Here is a 20,605-nt window from a genome sequence, read left to right as displayed (position 1 = left end):
TTATTCTATTATCTCAACAATTTTCTGGTGTGCTTTTGCAAAGCGGGTACTTTGCGGCACAATTTGATTTAAAAACTCGTAAATATGGCGCTCGTTCATTTGCTCAACCTGAGCTTCTAGTTTGGAAATCGTGGCTGGGTTAAAGGATCGAATCAGGTATTCACATAGCTCGGTGAGTTCTGGAAACTTAGACAATGCTTGTGCCAAACCATTAATTCGATAAAAGCTATGTTTTAAACGCGCGAGACGAATGTTGCGTGCTACTTTAGTAGCTTGCCAAACCTTGATAATTTCGGCAGAAGTAAAGACCAGATTATGCTGTTCTTTTGTAAGCAAAAAATCCTGCAGACCAGCGTACAGTGCCGAGCCCATTATTTCATCCTGTACCTTATCCAAGTCCAGCATTTGCTTGTTTTGCACGCGCCCCGTATGTTGCACCGGAAATGGTGCGCTTTTAATACTTAGCCCATGGTGATGCTTATTGACCATTGCCCAAACCATGTCTGAACGGCGCGCTTCACGCCCGTTAATTTTAGGTATTAGGTTGGGTGTTTGTGTTAACGCCTTTGGGTTTAGTACAAAGGTATTGCCACCACGATTGACAGTGTCTTTTGCTGCCGCCAATGGGTCTACAGAACATGCAGGGATGATACTACGAGTGAGCGGGAAGCCCGTGACCAACAATGGCGCATAAGCAAACAAACGGGCGCGCGCTTCCGCTACAGTTTCGCCTTTGTAGGCGGGCTCGAGCCAAAATGGAACTTCAATATGGGCCGAATGTTTACGCGATAAATCGTAGTAATAATCAGGGTATTTATTTCGAAGTATTGTGTTTTCGCCGCTGCGGTCAGGCAGCTCGATATTGCTTGGTAGTTTATCTAGCCAGCGTAAGTTATGCAGCAGGTCTAGCAGCTGACCACGTAGGCCATTTAATGGCGGATTAGGTGAGGAGCCTTCATATTGCCCAATCACAACATCAACGCCCGCTTGCTTAAACCTTGGTAGCCAAGCGAGGTACTGCTTCGCACGCGCATCTAAGCGCATGTCGTCATCAAGAATCCAAGCAATGCTATCTGGATTCGCTTCACATTTTAGTCCAACGTACTTTTGCAGCATACTCCGTGCATGTGCGATGCCGACCTGACCTCGAGGGCGGCTAGCTAAGCCTGAGCCAAATAAGCCACTTTCGGCATCTTCTACTTGTCGTGCTTCGCTGATTATTCGAACATTGCCCAGTGGTCGCTTGCTATACTCAAAAACTGCTTTCAGAGAGCTAGCCGAGCAACCGTTGCACAGTACGATGGTGTTTACCTTGGATAAAAAACCATACTTCGCAAGTTCGGCAATGCTGTTAAGCAATGGCAATAGTTTATGGGCATCACCAGTAATCACGCCGATAGTTAGTGCAAAAGGTGCTGGCTGCTCTGATGGCAAAGTCAGGGGCAACCGGGCTTGCTGTTCTAGCTTCAGGTTACAGTCAATACCGGTTAATCGTTGACGAAATACTTGATAGCCCTGCATCTCCGGCAGATTCGTGGTTTGCAGCGATTGACGCATTAAATACTTTAGACGTGGGTGACCCGCATGATAAATAGTTAGATAAGCACGCCGCGCCATGTGTTCAAAACCCAATTCATTCCATGGGCGAATATCTGAGCCATAATCAATCAGCTTCACTTCATCTTGAGTTTTGATCAGGTTTTTCGGATGAATATTATTGCATACAATGCCCGCTTTACAGCAGCTATACAGCAAGTTAATCACTTGCTCGCAGTCACCACCTTGGTAGGCCTTGCTCACCTCATAGGGATAAGTCAGCACTAAGGTTTTGCCATCAGAAATGATTTCGTCGAGGGCATATAAACCAGGCAGATCACGCCATTGTGAACACTCCTTTTGTAAAAACTTGATTTGCTCAGCAGGTAGACGTGTTTTCCAGTAATCAATGCACTTAAAAACGCGTTTACCATCGGTCATTACAATGGCTTCAGAGCCAATACCAAGTAGTTGTAGATCACCGGTACTAAATAGCTTATTGATACGTGCATGGGCTGCGTCAGTGCGACACTGTTTTATTTTTTGAATTAGTTTTCTTTGCTGCTTTGTGAACTGCTCATTAAGGCTGTCGTTGCACAACTGGCGAGCACCTAATTCTGTCAGTATTGCTGAAATGACATTTTCGCTTTTTCCGGATGGTTGCTCTTGAGGTTGCCAGCCTCTTAATACCCATGCGCTATGGCCAATGTTCTCTTTGGCGACAAATGCAGTAGCTATTTCAATACATGTTTGTTGAGCACATAAGTTGTAGCAAGTAATTCCCTGTTGTCCCACAAATTCAAGAAACGTACGCAAATCATTCAAATTCAAATCTTGAGTTGCAGTCAACACAAGGTTAAAACCAACTAGATACTGTTGGCCTACTTGGTGAATTCTCTCTATAGCTTGGCTTAGCTGACAAAACGAGGTACTTCCTAATTCAATGCCGAGTGTTAACCCGATTTGTAGTACCGACTTTGATGCTGTTTGCGGTGCTGTTTCTGGTTGCCAGTTAAACAGGTGTTGCGCGCGCTCAAGGAATGCTTCACGCTGCGCGTCATTCATGCGCCCATGATACTTCTGCCAAAACGCTGCCAAACCCTTTTTCTTGGCTGGTGAGTTTGGTGTACTAAGCCGTTGGCGATCACTATCTGCATAGTGATTTAACAGTGGTTCATTTATGCTGTGGTAGCGGATCACTCCTAATTCACAGAGGCGTATGCACAGATCGCGATCTGTGCAGCTTTGTAGATGTTCATCAAAACCGCCAGCCATCAGCATGGTATCGAGTGATAAGAACAGGTTAGAGCCTTGAATACCCGGGTTGCCCCGCAAGAATAGGTCTTCATTTAGTGACTTAGGTGGTAAGCACTCGATAGGCCGCTGGCCATTACTTTCATAGCGGTAGAATCCAGCAGCCACCATATTGCAGTGGTTTGCGCTTGATACCGCTAAGCATCTTTCTAAATAGCTGGGATGCCATTCATCATCATCATCAAGGAATGCTAGAAACAGCGAATCACTGCTCTTTATTTGCTGGCTGCTCAGGTAGTCTATTGCCGTATTCCACGCACCACTGGCACCACGAGTTCGCTGATTTCTCAGGTATTGAATATGATAATCATTTAATGGAAGGGATTCGACAATCAACCTATTTTGTTGTTGAGCTTGTTCTGGAGAGTCATCTACAACAATTAAATATTTTGGTAATCTGGACTGCTTTAAGACTGAGTGCAGTGCTCGTTGTTTTAATAGGTTGGGTCTATTTTTGGTCGCAATAATTACTGCAACTTGCGCGGTATTCAAACCATACTCCATACGTCTTAACAGCTAGTTAGCGCTCTACATTATAATGACCAAACTAGCTTTCAAGTTCCTAGTTTTGGCCAATCAAAAATTCAGCTCTAAAGCATATCAAGCATTGACTCCACCTTGATGGATTCAGCACTTTGTTTATTTTAGTGGTTGATATAGCAGTAAACTAAAACTACTACGTTATGATCTGTTCAAGTTCAACCAGGCACGTCATGTTTTAAGCTGACAAAAAAGCACTCAGCCACTGAGTGGCATCAACATGTGAGAATATTAACACAATTGCTTTGTAATCAAAATTTTAAGTAACTTACGATAGCTCTTGCCGGCATTTCAAGAGTCTCGGTCAATATAAAAAACTAAGCATTTACGTGGCTGCCCCTTAGACGAGCTACCAAATCTGTCGTCATGCGTTTATCTATATCCCAACCGACTACTCCACGGAAAATACATTCACTCTGGTAATTCTTTGCAGATGCTTGAAGTGGTCAAATATATTTGGTCACAATGTGTTCAAACTAGTATCTTCAGTTCGTTCAGCCAATGCTAGATATATTGGTGGCACAGGTAGATTCAATAGAAAAGACTCAATCAGATCAGCCTTTTTCTTCGCGTCCCAGCGTTCACGTCTTTGATATTTAGGGCTTCGTTTATTACCATATCAGATACTGAGTTCAGAGATAAATTTAACTGCTGAAGAACTGAAGACCTCTCTAAAGAGTTACGAAGCCTATCAAGAATAAAACCAGTATTAGATGATTGCAGCCTACAAACTCCTGATTTTGTATGTTCACCTTTAACCACCAAACTATTAAATTCTGCCTCAAATTTACTACGCCACTACAGTTGGGGCACTCTTCGACTAAAGAGTGCCAATAGTCTCGATTCTGTCGGATAGGCGACTACCCCCAGTGTTCTTGGAAAGAAGGGCGTAATTTATCTATTAATGTCGGGACAGATGCTTCACAGGTTATACCTAAAAACGTTGCCGCCCTCGTCGCACCTACATAGAGGTATTTATCGAATAGCTCAGGCTTGCTTTGAGCTAAAATATCAGCTCCAACAAAGAATACCGCTTCAAATTCGAGCCCCTTAATGTGTTGAACATCAAAGACTCGAACATCATTCCCTTCACCTAAAGATTGCCCATCGCTACAGGCTACGGCTCTAATATTTAAGTCTTCTAACTCTTCCGTAAGAGCTTCAGCTAATGGTTTAACTTCGCTTTCATGGTTAACCAAAATAGCAATACTTGGTAAGGTATTTACTGTTTGCTCGACTTCAGTAATCCTACCTTTTAACCAACTCACGACTTTTGAGTGATCATCTTCATTTTCTAGTAGAACAGGGTTAACACCTTGGTGATTCGATTTCTCTGGTAGTTCTCCGCTGTAATCAATGTTACCATCCATTTCCATTAGCAGTGACTTTGCAAACTCGTTTAGACATTTACTTTGGCGATAAACTATCTGGATTGCCTCTGTCCTCAATTTTGGAGATACCCAGTCAAGCTGAGCTGCTGATTTAGTGCCTAGCTGAGTTATCCTTTGGTTGAAGTCTCCACATGCAAAGAAGGAACCTAGAGAAGGCGTGGTCAACGCTTCCATACACGCTAATTGAATAGGTGAAAAGTCAGTTGCTTCATCGACTAAGACTTGATTTCTAAACGTTTCATTGATCACTTGAAGCTGATTGTAAGCGGTCAGCTCTACTTTCTGCTGAACAAACCTTTCATTGAGTAGTTCTTTTGCAATTTTTAATTTGCTCAGAATTATCACATCCAATTCTGATTGTTCCAAATGATTAGGTTTACTCGGCGAGCTTTCGAACCAACTATGGAATACCTCTTCAGACTTTCTGAAAATTCTGTAACTTTTTGAAGTGTTTTTTAAGTACTTCAACTCAGCCTTTTTGAGCTTTCTCAGTTCGCGCATTTGAATTGCTAGAGCTCCAAGTTCTTGAAGTTTCTCTTGTTCAGGTAACCTGGTGTCTAACCATTGGACTATAGTGCTAGCTAGGCCATTTTTAGGGAGAGTGCGCTTGAGGTACCTAGCACGTGCTAGAGCATTCAGTGCTTTCTTGTATTCGCTAAATGCTTTTTGCTGTGGTGTTACAACTTGTTCTTCATCTTCGTCATCATCTTCATCATCTTCATCATCTTCTTCAATGGCAGACTCAGACAGCTTGCTCATCTTAAAGTCATTAATGACTGCAACTAAATCAGAAATAAAGCTTCTATCGGTATTTACCTGATAGGCTACTGTTGCCCTCAATATCATCTCGGCGCTGTCTTTCAGATCTTTTAACAGTTTTTGAATACCTTCTTGGTACTGGTCAAGATTTCTATAGAAATCAATAAGGTTCCCTTGCTCCAAATGCTTTTTAATTGACTTAAGTGCTGGATTGATATTCTCTAAGTCTTTGCTCTCAAGTTTACTAAGAAGGTCAATACTTACAAAGAGTTCTCTAATTACAGAGCTTTTGTGGAACCCGATAAAAGACTCATAAAAGCTAGGTAAACTAGAGCTGGCTGTTAAATTAAGGTGCTGAACATTCTTTTTAACAAAGCCGCCACTACCCGTCGATTGCAACACTGACAAGACATTACGACCCAAATGATTACTGTAGTTTTCCCACGTTTTAATTTGTTCAGACGAAGCTGGCACTTGCTCCTTAGCAAAAGCTTCCTTTAAATAGTGCTTGAGAAGATCTGTTGGTGTGAACATGATCCAACTGGTTTTATGTCGGGCTTCCCCGCCGTTAGAATTCCTGATTTTTGTTTGCTCGTCAGGTTCTAAATGTTCAATGTTAAGCTTTTGACCTAAGCGTTTAATCAGAGTAGTCGTTTTACCTGTTCCTGGAGGGCCTAAAATGATCAATTGACTATCTAGAGGTAAGCGGAAAATTCCAGATTGAAACTTATCTAAGATAGGTTGATCTCGAAGACTCATGGCCGCTCTAACTTGGTGCTTAACGCCCATGGAAAAATCAGAAGGAGCACCACTATCGTTGAGTAATTCATCCAAAAAGGATGTATCTGATAAATCCTTTTAGTTTTCAAAAAATTTACGTAACGATGGATCGATCGTAATGACTTCTTCGTCTTCAGAAGTAAAAACAGAGAATAAAGAGTCCCAACCTTTAGCGTTTTTTTGAGGTTTCAGCGTTAAGGTTTCTAGTACTTCCAGTATTGTTGTTTTACCACCAATGTTTAGTGTTGTTTCATCACCAACTTGTAGCGATGCTAAGTGGCCTAGTGGTGAATCATAGCTGGCAAGAGCGATATTTCCGTTTAGTTTGAGTGAACTCTTACGTGCAATGTAAAGAGTGTTAGTTTGAAGGCCATCATGGTAAAGGACTCTTGCAATTGCAGGTTCTTGCTGAAGAGCTTGATACCCAGCTTGAGTAGAATTCGAGATTTGACTCATGTTTCCGATAGCATGAGTGTCATTGAATGTGTTGACGCTTGCTAATTGAGCTTGCCCATTTGAGCTTTTTGATTGATTAGCTAATTTTTCGGCAGTACTAGAGACATTCTCCATTACCTCCACTGCTTCGGTAGCAATTTGCTCTATTTGTTGTAAATTATCCATTGTTATTTCTCTGAATCACTGACGAGTGCCTTTTTGAATGTTGAATGATTAACACCAAAATTGACAGCTTCTGTTTTATTACAGAGTTGCCGAGAAGTCTTTCTTTTTTGATGTTTGGTAAGAACCTTATTCTCTCGACACTTTTTAACGTCAAAATTGATACTCAATCGACTACATATTGATGCATTAGGAAAATTTGGTCAAATGATGAATGGAATATTTGTTAACTGTAATAATTTTAAATTGATAAGGGGCATAAAGAATGCCCCCACCTACTGTCCAGTTCATAAATCGCGCACGGCCAATTTCGAACCAAAGCTCAATACATTTTGGGGCAAAAGTGAGTCAGAGCAGATCAATTAGAGAGCCGATACATTTAAGTACTTCCAGACACTTCCACATACGGGATAACGGTATCAGGAAACGTTTCGGTACTAAACACTACCAATTTTTGTCCTGCGCGAGTCATCGCTACATAGAGTTTTCTCATTGCTTCTTGGCGTGCCTCTTCACGTTCTGATTCAGTATGTTCAATATTTAATGTTTGGTTGATGATATACCCAGCCCCTAAAACAAAAGTTGTACTACTTTCCATCCCCGTGCAGCTATTAATATTTAATAGCTTAATTTTGCTACCTTTGCTTGAATCTAGATCCTTTTTATCGTTGTAGTTAACTACACTCCCCGCACCCACTCGCTTTTCAATGTCTTTTTTGAGCTGCCAAGGATTGTATTGTCGACTACAAAGAACCATAATTTGATCCAATGGAATGGTATGGGATTTCACTAAGCCCTCTAATTCATTGAGAAAGCGATGAAGCTCATCCTGAAGGCTACGGGAAAACACAACTTGAGGCTTATTCCCACGTTCCATTTTATCGTAGTCAGGTGTTACATAGTCTTCTGTATTTGCTTCTAATCCTTCGAGTAACGCATTCGCTGCTATTAAAATTTCATAAGTCGTTCTATATGAATGTGTTAATCTTTTTGTTCTACCACGAACATTTAGCCCCACGCTCTTCCAACTCAAACGGCTTTTGAGGAAGCCTTGATTTGGGTCTGCACACATAAAAATTCCACCACCCGGTGTTAAGGATCGCTTAATTACCTCGAGCCAAGATGGAGCAAAAAACTGAGCTTCATCAATCATTATATGATCATAGGAAGGTAAGGGTTTTGAAGATAGAGCTGCGTCCTTGATATACAAGCTGGGTAGATAGCCTTGCGGGTCAGATAGTTTAGCTACCATAACGTCATAAAGCTGCCAAATGCTTTCACGCTGAGATTTTTGTAGTGCAAAACCTCGACCTTGGCGGTCATAACTCAAATATTCATCTTTGTCTTTGATCATATAGTCGCTGATATACTCTAACTCTGACCAAATTTGCTCATCTTTAAGATTGAGACTTTCGTATCCTTCATTATTCGCATTAAGAATTAACTTCTTAGCTGCTTCTATTTTTGCTTCATTAAATAAACCTGAGACATATCTAAAGGACTTTTTGTACTGCCACCACGCAAAAGAGTGAAAAGTGTTAATTTCTAGATTTACTGGCACCCCGCCTAACCACAATTTGAATCTGAGTTTAATGTCTTCAACAACAGGACGGTTGTGTATTACTAATAACACTTTTTTATTAGGATATTTTCGACAATATATAATGGCACGATTAATCAAAATTAGTGTTTTACCACTACCAGCAACACCATTAATCAGTCGAACTGAAAGTTCTTCCTGCTTCTCTTCTGTTTGATCTATCGATTCAAGTAAGTCTAAACGTGTTGCGAGCTCTTGATCATAATCAAGAAAAAAAGGTAATAAACGGGCAGAATTATCTACTATTTCATCTTGCCTACGAGTACTACATTGGGCTGGCACTACAGACTCCGGAAATAGTTTTTTCTTCACTCTCGCGAAAATTGTCGCTGATAACTCGGCTAAGTTATCTTGTATTAAATACTTACCTTCAGTGTAAAATATTTTTTCGTCCACGAGCTTAATATAACTTGGTAAATCGCTGGCATCGCAACCCAGCTCCTCTACTACAGCTAGATACTTGATTGTCGGCAGCCCTAGCTCCAACATTTTTTGATTAAATTTTATAACTACTGGAATATCTTGTACCGTCGGAATTGAAAGGTGTGCACCTATAAATAACCAGCTATTACATGGCCCCTCAATAATACAAGGTGCCACTTTGAGATCATCAAGAACAGGTGCTCGAACAAGAAAACTGTCGGGTAATTGTGAGAAAACCTTTTTGAAGTGACGTCTTTTCTTCCTATCTAGCCCCGTGATTGAATCAACATATGCCATAGCTATACTTCCACCTCATAACAATGACGAACGAGTGACTGATAATCAGACATACTTTTTCGAACCATTGGATCATCAATGCCAGATAAGAGTGTATCGGGGATATCCGGGCCCACAATAATTAGCTTTGTCTGAGGACGAGTAATAGCAACGTTCAGTCTTTCCGGCTGAAAGAAAAACTCCGCAATAGCAGTAATGTATTGAGGGTCAGATGAGCATAGAGAGACAACTATCATTTCTCTTTCTTGTCCCTGCATTCTCTCAACCGTATCAGTCACTATAAGCTGTGATGAAAATAATCCCATCTTGTCAGACATACATGTTCTAAGTGCTTTCGCATGACTTCTAAATGGTGTTACCACTCCAATTTCGTCAGCACTCAAGCCGGACTCAACAGCTGTCTGAATAATATTAGTAATCAGTTTTGCTTCTTCGATATTTACACTTCGTGCATTTACTCTCGGTGTTTTAATAAAGATTGATGCATGATCACTAGAAAGAATATCTAAGTACTTTTCTGGCTTACTCGGCAACGAAAAAAATGATTGGTCAGATGCTCTTTTCGATTCAAGCTCACCGTTGTAATAGCACTGACTCGGCCACTTAGTTAAAGCTGGTGACATGCGGTAGGTTTTACTTAATAAAACAGACACGTCATCATTACCAGTAATCATTTTGGAAAACGCAGAGCTGTCTTCTAGAACTGATTGGGAGAGTATTACTGGAGGAAGTTGTTTATGATCACCGACAAAAACAAACCGGCTTCCTTTCCTCATAGCCATTAGCGCCAATGGCACAGTAATTTGACTGGCTTCATCAAAGATAATGGTATCAAACGTAAAGCTTTCAAGTCGTTCACTACAAGTCGCAAAAGGAGTGGCGCCGATAACATAACCAGTGTCAGGAATGTCTTCCCATTTTGACGCATATTCGTAATGCAACACCTTGTCACTCAGTGATTTTTTGCCTCCAGCAGCACAAACTTTAGCAACAGGAACACCCTCTTCTGCAATTTTATTTAGAGCATTGTTTATCGCCATATGTGTATGGGACGTCATTAATACTCTTTGACCTGACTCGACAAGCAACTTGGCTATAATACTAATTACTTTCGTTTTTCCGGTTCCGGGAGGGCCTTGTATGCATGCTAGATATTTTGATGCTACACCAATGCCTACCGCTTCACTTTGCTCTTCATTCAAACCACGTAGTTCAGCATAGTTAGCAGCATCATCAAAATCATCTTCATAGATAAATTCAGTATTTAACTGTCCAGCAAGCATGGGCAACAGGATATCCCGTCCTACTTTTGATGTTGCCACGTCATCTAAAGCTTTATCATAGAATGGTTTAAGATCCATACCATCAGGATCAGCATAACAACCGTATTGCAAGTGAGAGAATATTTCTTGGTCAACTTCAACTTTGAGTAACCACTCTCCATCATTTTCACACTCAATCGATGCCTGCTGGATAACTCGCTCTCGATGAGCTTCACCAAGGTGTAAGCAGACCATGTCCCCTTCTCGAAAACGAGATTCATTGTCTCCCAAAACAACTTCTAAATAATGCTTTCCAAAGCTCTTCACGCTCTTTATTTTTTGAGTTTCACCTTTTGTGAGTTTTTCACTTAAGGGTTTTTCCCAAATTTCTAAGAGCTTCTCCACTCCCGCCTCATGCTCTGCATACACAAAAGCTTTTAACTCTTTCAGCACCGGACATAATTCCATATAGCTCACCAACACAAATCGGGGGTAAAACCGCTCATACTCATCAATACAAACATGTTACATCTTTTTTTTGGAGAGGTATTACATCAAAAAATACCTTATAAAACTGTTAGTTATATCGCAGTGCAAAGAACAAAAAGTGATATGACGATCATATGAGTTGATAGAAATCCTCAGGTATGAATATTATCGGGACATTAATAGGGGATTTTATTTAGATATGGCATGCAAACGTTATAACTTTTGTACTTTCCGAAAGAAGGGAAAATACTCTCTCAGGAACATCAGTTGATACCCAACTTGGATGAAATTTCGCTTTTGAGCTGGTTTAATCGATTGAAGGCTTACCTCTGGTTTGGAATCATCGCACCACCAAACAAATCGTTAAAGAAAGATCGGTGAGATTTATATCGTTGCAGTTCTTTTTCGATAAGCGGCATGTATTCTTCATCACAGTGGTAACATGCTGGTCATGCATGCGAACTGCATTAAGCTACATAGTTGCTTGAGGTATAAGTAGATTTAACTTATCCGCTTCGGTGATCAATTTATTTTTTTATTTTTGACTTGCTCTACTTTTTGTAGGAGTTCTTAGTTCTAATACACATCATTTACAAATACCATCGGATAGAGAACTAAACCATTTGAGTCTTTAAGTGCATTTAATTGCTCAACCACAGTGCCTGATGAAAAATGAAGCCGTGGGTTACAAAGGACACAATGAAGAATCCGGTCACCGTTTAAGCCAACAAAACCTTGAGCATAAGGCAAAAGTACATATGTTGAACCTGATGCCTGTGGCCATACGAAACAGCCATCATCTCTTTTAATCATTTCGTCCAGATTGTCAGCTCCCGATGACATACGACACCGGTCTTGAAAACCATCATTTCCGCGCCACGATACAAAAAGCCGATATGATGCCTCCCCTTTTGAGTGAGCCGTATAATAATCCAGGCATCAGGCTTATGAATCCTCGACTCAGGTTCTAGTGTAATAGCGTTCATAGCAACCTAGCTCATCTAAGATCTCAACAGGATTGGTAACCAATCCATCCTCGCTCGTTCTCAATTTCAGCAGAGAAATTTCTACACCAGGAGGCGCCATATCGATAGAATTGATTGTCCTTTGGAGAATAACTGTTCCGTAAGCATTGTGACGCTGATACCCTGCTCTACTGAGATGGTAGGTAGAACCGCTCAACTGCTCTGATACAAACAAGCCGATTGTTGCATCATATATCAGGTTAAAGTCTTCAGCGCCAGATGAAAGGCGCCACAAATCGCCATCGAGATACCCGCCACTCCATGTACCCAACACTTTATAGGTATGAGCACCATTGTTGTTAATATGGAAGATCGTCCATCCATCTGGTGTGTACACACGCCCGTCAGGTTTAATCATAATACGCCCCTCACCAATGCTTTATAAGTAATAGAATGAGCACTCAGTTGGTACTCTTTTTATATCTCCACCTTCTTTAAGCCTTCCAGGCATTTCACCTGCTTCAAAAGCTTTATCCAAAAGTCATAAATCGTTTCTCGTGCATCATCGTCATCAACAAATGAATACGAAACCTGGACTCGAGAAGGCTGAAACCCACCACAGCAGATCTGGTGTACACATAATTGAAGTGAAATTTGAAGATCAAATAAGTCCAACTGCCTGGGTAAGGAATATACACACCTCCGAGTTTCCCCCTGCTTGGAAAAGACTATTACCAGGGCTAACAATCGAAAATCATACCAATTCGCTACGAGCTGGCTCTGACTGACGTAAAGGCCATACTGACTACCTCCAATTGCGATTCTTCAATCTATGAACCTATACTGTGTATAAACACAGTATAGAGTGAATTCTGAGGTTGCACAGAAATGGCTAGATATCACAAGCTGAAAATCAAACTGACTCCACGATACATTGAAGCCCTCCATGAACTGATGGAAGCTGAACTCGAAATGATGAAAGATCAAGATAAAGACTACAGCGAGTGCTGGGCCTGGGGCATCTGCACCGTCGGCAACTTTTCAAAACCTAACCACCTCAATCTTACATTTGGTGATGAGGAGTCCAGGCCAAAGGGAATGAGCAGGAATACTTGTGTCCGGGAAGACTGCTAACAACGCTCGTCTACGATAGCTCTAGATCGTCCGGATCCACACTTGCTCATAAAATTAATATGTTAGCCATAATTAAGCGAGGCTCTCACATGAAACATATCGTTCTAAACCGGATTAAAACACCAGACGGCACAATTTTGACTAGCAGGCATCGACACGACTATGTCACTCACATTGATGCAAACGGAGAAACCTACATGGTCGATGGAGGAACTGATTATCTACGACGAAACGTTAATACCGACCCATTTGAAGAGCGATCTATCTACACTGATGCACCTCACAATGAAATTCGGCAAGGTTTCTTTTGGGGAACAAGAGGCAAAGATGGTAATCAACCTGTTGAGTTCAAGCCTTTAAAGGAACTCGATACAGCTCACATTGAGGCCATTATTCAAACACAATCCCACTTACCTAGTTGGAGAGTTGAAATTTTCAAAGCTGAATTGGCATTTCGCAAGAAAATCGATTAAACATGGTAACTGAGTTAATAGCTTGAGGTGCCTCAATTGCCTGATATTACTAATCGAGACCATTTAACAGCAGAACTTGAGGCGATCGACATTCGTCTGCGGCAACTTGATGCTGAAAAGCAGAAGCTATTAGCTCGTAAACAAGAGTTGTTAAAACAGCAAAACCTGCCACCAGCCCCGTATTCAATGTCTCCAGACCAAAAGATCGCACTTTTCGCAGACCTGTTTAAAGGAAGATCTGATATCTATGCAACAAGATGGGAAAACGGAACAGGTCGTAATGGTTACTCATTAGCGTGTGATAACGAATGGAAGAACGGAGTATGTGCAAAACCCAAGGTAAAGTGTGGAGAATGTCCAAATCAGCAATTCAAGCCCATCACTAATCAAACAATTTACGATCATCTCTCTGGCAAAATAGTTGTAGGGCTCTACCCTCTTTGTCAGGACAGTCGTTCTCATCTACTCGCTATCGATTTTGACAAATCCGATTGGCAAGAGTCCATTAAAGCAACATCTAAAGCATGTTTAGCTTTTGATATTCCCCATGCCATCGAGATTTCCCGTTCAGGAAATGGCGCTCATTTGTGGGTATTTTTCTCTGAACCAATATCGGCAAAAACGATCCGCCAACTTGGCTTTTTGGTACTCAATAAAGCAATGGAAATTCAACCATCGCTTTCTTTTGATTCTTACGACCGATTATTTCCAGACCAAGATGTGATGCCAGAAGGAGGATTTGGTAACCTGATAGCACTCCCCCTACAGCTAAAATCAAGAAACCATGGTTTCAGCGTGTTTGTGGATGACAATTTAACCCCCTATCCCGATCAGTGGGACTTCTTGTCAAAGATCAGAATCAGGCGCTTTTCACAACAACAAGTACTCAAACTAGTTGAGTCATATCAAATAACCACTAAGGAGGCATTTGAACTAACTGAACCATGGGACACAAGTAAACCTATCGCCCATAGCTTGATTCCTAACTGCCCTGACGCCATAGAAGTGACATTGGCAAATCATGTTTATATACCTACTGAACCATTACCTTCCCCGGTAATCGCCAACCTAAAACGAATCGCGAGCTTTTCTAATCCAACATTCTTTAAAACTCAAGCAATGCGATTTTCTACACATGGTATCCCTCGCTATATCTGTTGTGCTCATATTGAAAAAGGCTATTTGTCTCTTCCCAGGGGATGTTTAGATGAAGTTCTATCGCTACTAGCTGGCCAGAAGATCAAGGTCATCTTCAATGAAAAAAGAACCGTCGGAAAACCATTAGAGCACATACATTTCTTAGGGTCACTTAGAGGAGAACAGCAAGCTGCCGTCGATATCATGTCATCCATGACACTGGCATTTTGCACGCACCAACGGCTTTCGGAAAAACGGTGGCAGCAATTGGTTTAATCGCCAAACGAAAAGTAAATACGCTCATTTTAACCCACAGTCGGCAACTGGTAGATCAGTGGAAAGATCGAATCCTCTCATTTACATCAGGTATTGATGTCGGTGTATATGGTGGAGGTAAGAAAAAGCCAACAGGCCAGATCGATATTGCTACCTATCAAAGTCTTATTAATAAACGTGATAATTCCATATCAGAACTAACCCACCAATATGGCCAAGTGATCATTGATGAATGCCACCACATTTCGGCGCCAAGGTATGAGATGGTTATCAATGAAGTAAATGCTAAATATGTACATGGACTAACAGCAACACCAGACCGGCAAGATGGACATCAAAAGATCATGTTTATGCTAGCTGGCCCAGTAAGGCATAAGGTCATTTCAAGCCATAGCAATTCCTTTACTCAAACCGTCCAAACATGTACACAACCAACCACCGTCAGAACTCAGTGATATAGAAAAACGACCACACATCGCTTCCGTCTATCACTGGATTATGGAGAATCATGAGAGAAACCAACAGATCATAAATGATGTGACTGCAGCAATTAAATCTGGTCGCCACCCACGACTTCTGACAGAAAGAAGGGAGCATGCCAAATTACTCTTAAAACTATTAGAGGCCCAAAAGTTAAGCGCCGTAGTGCTTCGAGGAGCGATGAAAGCCAAAGAGCGAGAAGACGCAAATAATAAATTACAAGATGCTCAAGTAATCGTCGCAACAGGTAAATACATAGGTGAAGGCTTCGACCTTCCTCGCCTCGATACATTATTTCTCACAATGCCAATTTCCTGGCGAGGATCACTTGCACAATATGCAGGCCGTATTCATCGGCAATCCGATGGTAAACACGACACTGTTATCTATGATTACGTGGATATCAAGTTACCAATGCTACAAAGAATGTTTGATAAAAGAGCCAAAAGTTACAAAACCATGGGATATCAGATTGTCAGGCCAAGCTTAGCTTAACTCCAGCAATACAACATATCCCAAACAAACCAGAGGACAGTCCGTCTCGTTCTTCCCCCATACCTTGCCAACACAATGGGCATGTACCTGATTGTTTCGCTGAATGCTCAAGAAATGTTCAATACCATACAGCGCTAAACTATCACTTTTGGTGCGTTGACTACCTTTTTTTACTCAAACCTTACGGCATGTTTTTGCAGCCACACTTTTTGTGTGAACTGTAACAAATTTACACATCGAAATTTGCATGCTTTTCTGTGCACAAAAAGCTAAAATGTCCGACAAAATACGAAATGCAGCTGAAAGTGGTGTTTTACTAAGACAAATCAGCTAATTAACGTAATAGGTATTTTTCGTAATAAGTTTGAGTTTATGTTAGTTGCTGCTTGAAATCGCACAAGACAATGAAGTCAAACAAAGGAAATAATAACAATACTTTGAGAATGATAAACGTGTTAATTGTAAAAATAGCGCTATGATTCACATGAAAAACATTCAACGTGAAAGTTATACACAGCCCCAAAAATTATCAATATAATAATGAGACACATAATCATGGAAAAATTATCAATCAAACAAGCATATCTCTACTTAAAGAGTTACGCATACCATGACAATCTCAATCTCTTCTTAAAAGAACGAATTGCTCAGTTTGAACTGAATGATTTCGATGACGGCTTAGTTTTGATTGAAAGTGTTTTAAGTGAAGATAACATTCTTGAAACTGATACCTTCAAAGATTGGCTAAATCACATATCTTATCATGTACTTCCAAAATCAGTAATTAGACCAGAAGACAAGATTCAAAACGAACATAATAAACAAAATGGCTTATTCTTATCAAATGTAAGATCATCTAACAATTATGAAATACAAAAAGTAAACTATTTTATTGATGCCCCAATTCATATCCATATTCTAGAAACACTCTGGTCTTTGGTTGTTGGCCCAATACTTGAGGAAGATCTAACTAAAGATTGTTATGGTAACCGACTGCATGATTTTGCTTATAAGTTTAGCGATAACACTGATAAATCATCACCCAAAAATTCTGTTGAGATCTTCAAAAGATATATCGACCAATATAATGACTGGAGAGATAATGCAATTAAAAAAGCATCTTACTTAGCTGATCAAAATGAAGACATTGCACTCCTATCTCTTGATTTGAAATCATACTTTTATCATATAGAAATAGATTTCAATAAAATAAACGACTTAATCATACTAAAATTATTTGGTGATATTCAAACTTTTGCTCTTAAGCTTAATGCAATACTTGAAGCAACATTTGAAAAATATTTAGATACAATAAAACCACGACTAAAATCATCTCATCAAGAATGCATTAACAAATCTGGTATTCCAATAGGATTTGCGTCCTCATCAATTCTAGCAAACTGGTATTTGGCAGAATTTGACTCTGCGGTATCTCAAACTGTTCGACCAGCATACTATGGTCGATATGTTGACGATATTTTACTTGTCATGAAAAGACCTAAAGTCGATACAGAACATCCGATCGAGATATTAATTAGCAATTATTTCTCTGACTTAATACAAAAAGATAGTAAAAGTGGTGAGTATATTATTCCTGTCGCTGATAACTTCCTTCCTATACAGCCAGAAAAACTAATTCTGCAATACTTTGATAAGAATCATAGTAGAGCTGGTCTTGAAGTTTTTAAGCAAGAACTGGATGAACAAAGTAGTGCTTTTAAGTTTTTACCTGAAGAACACATAGATGGTGATTTAGACAAATTTGCGTACGATGTGTTATATGATGGCTCTGCTAATAAATTACGAAGTATTGTTGGATTAGCTGAAAACTCAACCGAATAGGCAAAATATCTCTCCTCACATATTACGGCGCATCGCTTATGTAAAGTTAATCATGAGAAAACAGCTCTACCACAGTTGAAAATATTTTTTAGAGGAGCAAATGTCCTAGATTTTAGTCGGCTATGGGAAAAAGTATATCAATATGCCTTAGTTGTTCAAAAAACTGAATTTATAAAGTACTTTTTTAAGTATATTAATAGTGAGTTGGATAAAATTGCTTTTCATAAAAATCTAAAAAAGTCTGAAGAAACGAAAGAAATAAAATTATTAACAAATAAAATAAAGTCAGATTTACTTAAGTATAACCAACTATCTTTTAGTCTATGTTTAGGATTACTTGATCTCTCAGACAAGAAAAAAGCAATAGAAAATGAGTTCTTTCAAAGCGAAAAAAACAATAGCTTATTCTCTGAACTTGTCACTTTTGAACTTTGGCATCAGGCAAAAGCATTTAGATGTTCGAATCTAATCAGGCACCAACTTGTCGCTTGGCCATTAGCTAACTTTACTAACTATGAAGGTAATCTTACTGATGAAAAATCATTCCTTAATTCAAAAATGATTCAGTTAGATAATTTAAAGCTAGAACTATCTCCTCGCTTTATCCACTTTGATGAATGGCAATTATTTGAACTACATGGTGCGATTTCAGCAAGTGAAAGTAATGTTAATGACACCTTTCCAAACTGGATCGAGCAATCCCTTGACAAATATAAGTCTCAGTATAATTGGGACGATATTCAGATACAAATTAATAATGATAAAGAGCAGACTTGTTCTCATGAAACTAGTACAAAATCTCTTATTGTAGGCGATAACAATACTCCCAAAAAATCCTTACGAGTCGCATTGGCTAATTTTAGAGTTAATAGTAATGACATTGAATACTCAGTTCGAAAAGATAAAAGACCAAACGTATCTTTTGAAAGACAAACTAGAATTTATCAGATTCTTAATGAGGCCAAAAGAAACAAAACAGAATTACTTGTTATGCCTGAGGTGTCAGTTCCTGTAAGTTGGTTACCATTTATGGTTTCCTTTTCAAGGAGAAATCAAATTGCTATTGTTTTTGGATTGGAGCATTGGGTGGTAGATGACCATGCTTATAATTTATTAATTGAAGCACTTCCATTTAAAGCTGCTGGTAAATATAATTCAACGGTTGTTACGGCTCGTTTAAAAAACCATTATGCACCAGGTGAATTAGAAATGCTCGAGTCAGTAAGATTAAAACCTGCGTCAAACTTAATTAAAAAAGACAACTATCATAAAGTCAGTTGGAATAATGTAACTTTTGCCACATATAATTGCTTTGAGCTTTCTGACATTAGGCATAGAAGCATTTTTAAGTCAGAAATAGACATGCTAATTGCATGTGTTTGAAATAAAGATACCAATTATTATCAACACATTATGGAATCAGTTGTTCGAGATGTTCACTGTTATGTTATTCAATCTAACACATCTCAATACGGTGGCTCTTGCATTCTTAGACCAACGAAGACTGAAACAAAGCAGATGTTATATGTTAAAGGTGGAAAAAACTCAACTATACTAGTACAGGATATTGATATTCAAGCTCTTCGAGATTTCCATTTCAAATCTAAAAGTATGTATCCTTTTAAACATTTACCGCCAGGATTTGATAATCACAAAGTACTTACTCGTTAGAAAGTGAATTTATAACAAACTTATTGAACAATCGGCAAATGTAATTATTTTATCATTTGTCGATTTAATTATAAAATCAACCATGACTTTTATCCACTGTAATTAAATGATGCACTCATACATACATGATTATGAATGCAACAAAAAACACCTTAAAAACTTAATTAGCTTTCAATTAAATGTTGATGCTCCCCTAAAATAAGAGAGCGATTTTTATAATCAATTCCATCCTTAAATATATGATGAAAATGATTTAACTCCTCCTTGATTACTCTACTCCAATCTTTACACCCATCAGACATTGTATCGATTCGACCAAGTAAAAAAAGTGCTTTTTTAACAAAAATATGATATTCAATTTTTGATGTAAAACTGTCATCAAAAGATTCACGAATAATATAATATTCCGGGTGGCTCATTATTAAATTTAAATACTCTTCATATATATGATAACACTGGTCATGGCATTCATACACTTTATGTTTATGCTTTTTTACATAACTATTTTTGACTACTGAGTCAATTATTTCCACAAGAGAATCATCCCAACCCACATTAAGGTAATTACTATTCTTAATATGCCATTTATGAATTTCTATTTGTTTCGCTATTGATTTCTTCCAATCTTTCGCATTAACATTAGAAATTAGTGTCTCTTCAAATGAAAAGAGCATATTGGCTACAAACCATCGATATTGAGAATATAATAAGTCATTATTTTTCAAAGTTTCCGGCTGAGGGAAAGCAAGTTGTGGATACTCTAGTGCCATCTGTAAATATTTACCATATGCTGATTGAGACAAGCTACGGTTATTGTCTTTTTTGATCTCAGTTAACTGCTTATAACCAAACCATACAATAAGGGCCGTTAAAAGTGCAATATTAGCCGTTGCAAGACCAGATATATCAGCCCAAGTATTACTTTCACCGCTTGTAACAATATCTCTTGCAAATATAACATTTAACAATATAACAACCAGCAACATAACAAACTTGAAGATATCACTCATAATACAATTTACCCCCTGATTGTTAAGGTGAGCCCAATATAAATCTGAATATTAAATGGCAACTGTTAACTGCCATTGTTTATCTTTAACAGTCTACAATCCACTTCTCTATT

At 39.2% G+C, this 20,605-nt stretch carries 15 protein-coding genes and 1 pseudogene; 7 read left to right on the top strand and 9 right to left on the bottom strand.

Features of this window, described 5'->3' with window-relative positions; genetic code table 11:
• The 8 genes and pseudogenes from L4D19_RS16870 to L4D19_RS16835 form a co-directional block, all read right to left on the bottom strand.
• Positions 1–3,342, bottom strand: a complete 3,342-nt coding sequence (locus tag L4D19_RS16870) for a glycosyltransferase family 2 protein (RefSeq protein ID WP_428453418.1) — start codon at positions 3,340–3,342, stop codon at positions 1–3.
• 508 nt (positions 3,343–3,850) lie between these two features.
• Positions 3,851–3,985 (bottom strand): annotated as a pseudogene (locus L4D19_RS16865) (DUF262 domain-containing protein); the annotation flags it as partial.
• A 265-nt stretch (positions 3,986–4,250) separates the two neighbouring features.
• Positions 4,251–6,374 carry an ATP-binding domain-containing protein gene (locus L4D19_RS16860; RefSeq protein WP_428453417.1) on the bottom strand — a complete coding sequence of 708 codons (2,124 nt, stop codon included), beginning with the start codon at positions 6,372–6,374 and terminating at the stop codon, positions 4,251–4,253.
• 24 nt (positions 6,375–6,398) lie between these two features.
• Positions 6,399–6,941 carry a sortase family protein gene (locus L4D19_RS16855; RefSeq protein WP_428453416.1) on the bottom strand — a complete coding sequence of 181 codons (543 nt, stop codon included), beginning with the start codon at positions 6,939–6,941 and terminating at the stop codon, positions 6,399–6,401.
• 376 nt (positions 6,942–7,317) lie between these two features.
• On the bottom strand, positions 7,318–9,258 hold the full coding sequence (locus L4D19_RS16850) for a UvrD-helicase domain-containing protein (protein WP_428453415.1): 1,941 nt from the start codon (positions 9,256–9,258) through the stop codon (positions 7,318–7,320).
• A 2-nt stretch (positions 9,259–9,260) separates the two neighbouring features.
• Complete coding sequence (locus tag L4D19_RS16845) at positions 9,261–10,988, bottom strand: DEAD/DEAH box helicase (RefSeq protein ID WP_428453414.1); 1,728 nt, start codon at positions 10,986–10,988, stop codon at positions 9,261–9,263.
• A 597-nt stretch (positions 10,989–11,585) separates the two neighbouring features.
• Positions 11,586–11,852 carry a hypothetical protein gene (locus tag L4D19_RS16840; RefSeq protein ID WP_428453413.1) on the bottom strand — a complete coding sequence of 89 codons (267 nt, stop codon included), beginning with the start codon at positions 11,850–11,852 and terminating at the stop codon, positions 11,586–11,588.
• A gap of 117 nt (positions 11,853–11,969) precedes the next feature.
• Complete coding sequence (locus L4D19_RS16835; protein WP_428453412.1) at positions 11,970–12,392, bottom strand: hypothetical protein; 423 nt, start codon at positions 12,390–12,392, stop codon at positions 11,970–11,972.
• Positions 12,393–12,862: 470 nt separating this feature from the next.
• On the opposite strand from L4D19_RS16835, the gene L4D19_RS16830 reads away from it, so the two are divergent.
• The 7 genes from L4D19_RS16830 (at position 12,863) to L4D19_RS16800 (ending at position 19,194) form a co-directional block, all read left to right on the top strand.
• Complete coding sequence (locus L4D19_RS16830; protein WP_428453411.1) at positions 12,863–13,108, top strand: hypothetical protein; 246 nt, start codon at positions 12,863–12,865, stop codon at positions 13,106–13,108.
• 89 nt (positions 13,109–13,197) lie between these two features.
• Positions 13,198–13,581, top strand: coding sequence for a DUF7695 domain-containing protein (locus L4D19_RS16825; protein ID WP_428453410.1), 384 nt, complete (start codon positions 13,198–13,200; stop codon positions 13,579–13,581).
• Between the two features lie 36 nt (positions 13,582–13,617).
• Entirely contained in the window at positions 13,618–14,994 is a 1,377-nt protein-coding gene (locus tag L4D19_RS16820) for a TOTE conflict system archaeo-eukaryotic primase domain-containing protein (protein ID WP_428453409.1), read from the top strand.
• Positions 14,976–15,449 (top strand): DEAD/DEAH box helicase, encoded by a 474-nt coding sequence (locus L4D19_RS16815; RefSeq protein WP_428453408.1) that lies wholly within the window; start codon positions 14,976–14,978, stop codon positions 15,447–15,449. Before L4D19_RS16820 ends, L4D19_RS16815 begins: the two co-directional genes overlap by 19 nt.
• Positions 15,450–15,531: 82 nt before the next feature.
• Complete coding sequence (locus L4D19_RS16810; protein WP_428453407.1) at positions 15,532–15,969, top strand: DEAD/DEAH box helicase; 438 nt, start codon at positions 15,532–15,534, stop codon at positions 15,967–15,969.
• 555 nt (positions 15,970–16,524) lie between these two features.
• Positions 16,525–17,811 (top strand): RNA-directed DNA polymerase, encoded by a 1,287-nt coding sequence (locus L4D19_RS16805; RefSeq protein ID WP_428453406.1) that lies wholly within the window; start codon positions 16,525–16,527, stop codon positions 17,809–17,811.
• Between the two features lie 75 nt (positions 17,812–17,886).
• Positions 17,887–19,194, top strand: a complete 1,308-nt coding sequence (locus L4D19_RS16800) for a carbon-nitrogen hydrolase family protein (RefSeq protein WP_428453405.1) — start codon at positions 17,887–17,889, stop codon at positions 19,192–19,194.
• A gap of 452 nt (positions 19,195–19,646) precedes the next feature.
• Here the strand turns inward: L4D19_RS16800 and L4D19_RS16795 are convergent, their stop codons facing one another.
• Complete coding sequence (locus L4D19_RS16795) at positions 19,647–20,492, bottom strand: hypothetical protein (RefSeq protein ID WP_428453404.1); 846 nt, start codon at positions 20,490–20,492, stop codon at positions 19,647–19,649.
• Between the last annotated feature and the right edge of the window lie 113 nt (positions 20,493–20,605).

This window comes from Photobacterium kasasachensis (genome assembly GCF_050336885.1).
GTDB lineage: Bacteria > Pseudomonadota > Gammaproteobacteria > Enterobacterales > Vibrionaceae > Photobacterium > Photobacterium kasasachensis.
Note: the sequence above shows the minus strand (reverse complement) of the source record. Positions and strands in the feature narration are given on the sequence as shown.

Bases quoted from the DNA above. Each gene is read 5' to 3' on its own strand.
- L4D19_RS16805 (WP_428453406.1), top strand. From the start codon at position 16,525: ATGGAAAAATTATCAATCAAACAAGCATATCTCTACTTAAAGAGTTAC.
- L4D19_RS16840 (WP_428453413.1), bottom strand. From the start codon at position 11,852: ATGTCATCGGGAGCTGACAATCTGGACGAAATGATTAAAAGAGATGAT.
- L4D19_RS16835 (WP_428453412.1), bottom strand. From the start codon at position 12,392: ATGATTAAACCTGACGGGCGTGTGTACACACCAGATGGATGGACGATC.
- L4D19_RS16845 (WP_428453414.1), bottom strand. From the start codon at position 10,988: ATGGAATTATGTCCGGTGCTGAAAGAGTTAAAAGCTTTTGTGTATGCA.
- L4D19_RS16795 (WP_428453404.1), bottom strand. From the start codon at position 20,492: ATGAGTGATATCTTCAAGTTTGTTATGTTGCTGGTTGTTATATTGTTA.
- L4D19_RS16855 (WP_428453416.1), bottom strand. From the start codon at position 6,941: ATGGATAATTTACAACAAATAGAGCAAATTGCTACCGAAGCAGTGGAG.
- L4D19_RS16850 (WP_428453415.1), bottom strand. From the start codon at position 9,258: ATGGCATATGTTGATTCAATCACGGGGCTAGATAGGAAGAAAAGACGT.
- L4D19_RS16830 (WP_428453411.1), top strand. From the start codon at position 12,863: ATGGCTAGATATCACAAGCTGAAAATCAAACTGACTCCACGATACATT.
- L4D19_RS16825 (WP_428453410.1), top strand. From the start codon at position 13,198: ATGAAACATATCGTTCTAAACCGGATTAAAACACCAGACGGCACAATT.